General features: G+C 46.1%; 3 protein-coding genes. 1 reads left to right on the top strand and 2 read right to left on the bottom strand.

Features of this window, described 5'->3' with window-relative positions; all coding sequences use genetic code 11:
* Positions 1–335 precede the first annotated feature (335 nt).
* Positions 336–1,745: an ammonia-forming nitrite reductase cytochrome c552 subunit gene (nrfA, locus tag CAG69_RS01370; RefSeq protein ID WP_202600665.1), complete on the top strand. Its 1,410-nt coding sequence runs from the start codon at positions 336–338 to the stop codon at positions 1,743–1,745.
* An 88-nt stretch (positions 1,746–1,833) separates the two neighbouring features.
* Here the strand turns inward: nrfA and CAG69_RS01375 are convergent, their stop codons facing one another.
* Together CAG69_RS01375 and CAG69_RS01380 are read right to left on the bottom strand one after the other, a co-directional pair.
* Positions 1,834–2,388, bottom strand: a complete 555-nt coding sequence (locus CAG69_RS01375; RefSeq protein ID WP_161442348.1) for a hypothetical protein — start codon at positions 2,386–2,388, stop codon at positions 1,834–1,836.
* A gap of 42 nt (positions 2,389–2,430) precedes the next feature.
* On the bottom strand, positions 2,431–3,054 hold the full coding sequence (locus CAG69_RS01380; RefSeq protein ID WP_085343491.1) for a TPR domain-containing protein: 624 nt from the start codon (positions 3,052–3,054) through the stop codon (positions 2,431–2,433).
* Between the last annotated feature and the right edge of the window lie 187 nt (positions 3,055–3,241).

The following is a 3,241-nucleotide window of genomic DNA, read 5'->3' on the forward strand; positions in this document are numbered from 1 at the left end:
AAACCTGTATTTATAATACCTCTATAATTCCTAAGAGGTAGAATCACATGTTCAAAAAGCGACCTTAATCACCTTATTTTTAGAATGGTTATACCCATAACACGCTGTGATTAAAGGGGATTACAACATACCACTTTAGGGGTATATGAACTTAAACATGATTAAGATCACTAGCATAAATTGATCTAAAACAAGGCCAATTTCGGTCACTATTTCATCTATTCAATTCACTATTAATATTAACGATAGATCTCCGATTCTTATTTGGAATAGCTCCTCACAACGCTGCTAATAAAAACGAATATGGAGATAACACCGTGAGCATAAAACACTGGATGAGCGCACCTATCGCGGTTGCGACCTTATTCGCCAGCCAATTATTTTTGGTTGGTGCTCCTTTGGCAGCAGAGGATACTGGTCTCATAGAGCCTCGCAATGATACCTTTGAACAAAACCATCCTGACCAATATCACTCTTGGAAAGCCACATCGGAAAGCGAGCATATTGAAGATGCCTTAAGTGAAGACCCAAACATGGTGATCTTGTGGGCTGGTTATGGTTTTGCTAAAGACTACAACAAAGCGCGCGGTCACTTTTACGCGCTTGATGATGTGAGGCAAACCCTCAGAACTGGCGCACCAGCAGACGAAAACTCCGGGCCAATGCCGATGGCTTGTTGGAGTTGTAAAAGCCCAGATGTCGCCCGCGTAATTGAAGAGCGCGGTGAAGACGGCTATTTTGAAGGTAAATGGGCGCGCTTGGGCTCAGAAATCGTCAACCCTATCGGTTGTTCCGACTGTCACAATACGGGTTCTGAAGCCTTCAAGAAGGGCGAACCCGCACTGGCACTGACTCGCCCATACGTCGAGCGTGCTTTTGACACCATCGGCAAAAATTTTGACCAACAATCTCGCTTAGATAAACAAGCGTCAGTCTGCGCTCAATGTCATGTCGAGTACTACTTCACAGGTCCGACTAAAGCAGTCAAATTCCCATGGGACATGGGGACCAACGTCGCTGATATGGAGAAATACTACGACGCGTTGAACTTTAAAGATTGGACGCACGCCGTTTCTAAAGCACCAATGCTCAAGGCACAACACCCAGGTTTCGAAACTTGGAGAGCGGGTATTCATGGCAAAAACAAAGTGGTGTGTGTGGACTGTCACATGCCTAAAGTAACCAAAGAAGACGGTACGGTATACACCGACCACAAAGTGGGTAACCCGTTTGATCGTTTTGAAGACACCTGTGCGCAATGCCATACTCAAACCAAAGAGCAGCTACAAGGCATCGTTTCGACTCGCAAAGCGCAAGTACTAAACATGAAGCTAACCGCCGAGAAGCAAATTGTGGCAGCGCACTTTGAAGCTGGTGCAGCATGGGAAGCAGGAGCAACAGAAGCAGAGATGCAACCTATCCTACAAGATATTCGCCATGCACAATGGCGTTGGGACTACGCGATTGCTTCTCACGGTGTTCACATGCATGCTCCTGAGGTAGCACTTGAAGTACTCGGTACCGCAGTTGATCGCGCTGCTGACGCTCGTACTAAGCTAGTTCGTTTACTGGCAACAAAAGGCATTACTGACCCAGTTCAAATTCCAGATATCTCGACCAAAGCAAAAGCGCAACAAGCACTAGGTATGGATATGGAAAAGATGAACGCAGATAAGAAGCACTTCTTAGAAACGGTGGCACCAGAATGGGATAAAGCAGCTGCTGAGCGCGAAGCAACGTACTGATTCAGCATCGATTACACTAGGTTAAATGGATAAAACGAAGGGCGCACGTTGCGCCCTTTTTGTTTGATAGAAGGCAGAGGAAAACAGATTAGCGACGAGGAAGTCTCGGCCTAGGCTGAATATGTGGACGTGTTTTAGGCATCTGCACATTTGGGCGTGTAACTGGGCGCTGAATCTTCGTTTCCGGCAATGCTTTTCTTTGTTGAACCTTTTCTTTCACCGCTTTATCTTGTAAAGCCGTAGGCTCGATGCGCTCGGGGCGGTTCTCCCACTTGGTTTGAATCTCCTGCTTTTGCTCGTCAGGCAGCGATTGCCAATGATCGTCAAGCTGTCGCTTCATGTTATCGATATTGGCGGACATATCATCGTCTTTCCAATCTTCGACTTTGTCTTTGATGGATTGCTGTTGCTCTTCATCCAAGCCATTCCACCACTCTTCTAGTTTCTCTTTGTATTCATCGTCGTTGTCGCAACAACCCGGATAGTAATAAATCCAGTAGTCGTCATGATCGTACCACCAAGGGTCGTAATAACCGGAAGAGTAATAAACCGTAGATGAGGTGCCAGAATGTTCGGAAGAGCTACAACCCACTAACACGGAGCCGCACAGCACCACCAATATTCCGAACGCTTTATTCTTCATTCATCCCCCCACCTTTCTTCTACTACTAATTAGAGTCTACGCCTACAACAGCTCTTTAGCTTTATTGATCGAGTTAATAATTTGTACTCGATCCAAGCTTGGATCGTTAGAGTCGAGTAATAGCACCCAAGTATCAATGGCTTCCTGAAAGCGGAATGAAACAAAGTGGTCGTTGGCGATCAAAGACAAAGCCGCTTCATTGTGCGGTTCTATCTGCAAAGCTTGCTCCAAAAGCAAACTGACTTCTTGCGTCATTGATTGCTGGTGAATGTAGTATAAGGTCGTCGCTTTCGCAGCAAGTTGCGTGGCACCGACTGGCTCAGTCAGTTGGATGGCGTAATCAAAACAAATCAGCGCACCATCCAGTTCTCCCTCTAGCAGGTAGCCCTGCCCTAGCTGAAACCACAATTCGGCATTGTTTGGGTCTTCACGCAATTGGTCTTGAATTTCCTGCATGATATCGCGAGCAGTCATCATTCGAGAGACTTCAGCTTGAATAGGTTGTGGAGGAGATTGACGCAACAATAAGAAGCTAGCGCTGGTTAACACTAATACCAAAGCACAAAAACCGAACCATTGTGCCGCTCTTACTCTTGAAGCGCTGAGCGATAATACGACGACGAATAATCCCATCAAAGTGATGGCAATGAAAAACCAAACAGACATAACGCGCTCCCTAGACAAACTGAGTATTAGTGTACTGGTTTAATGCTTGTATTGCGTTGATAGAGGTACAAAAACTATCCACCGGCATAGCCGGTGGTTTTTCATATGCGCCTATAAGGCTCTCCTACTGGCAGCGCCCTAGCAGGCGCGTAGTGATCTGACATTTGCATATGACTATTTCCTGCGG

The sequence above is a fragment of the Vibrio sp. V43_P6S15P86 genome (assembly GCF_009904725.1).
Taxonomy (GTDB): domain Bacteria; phylum Pseudomonadota; class Gammaproteobacteria; order Enterobacterales; family Vibrionaceae; genus Vibrio; species Vibrio diabolicus.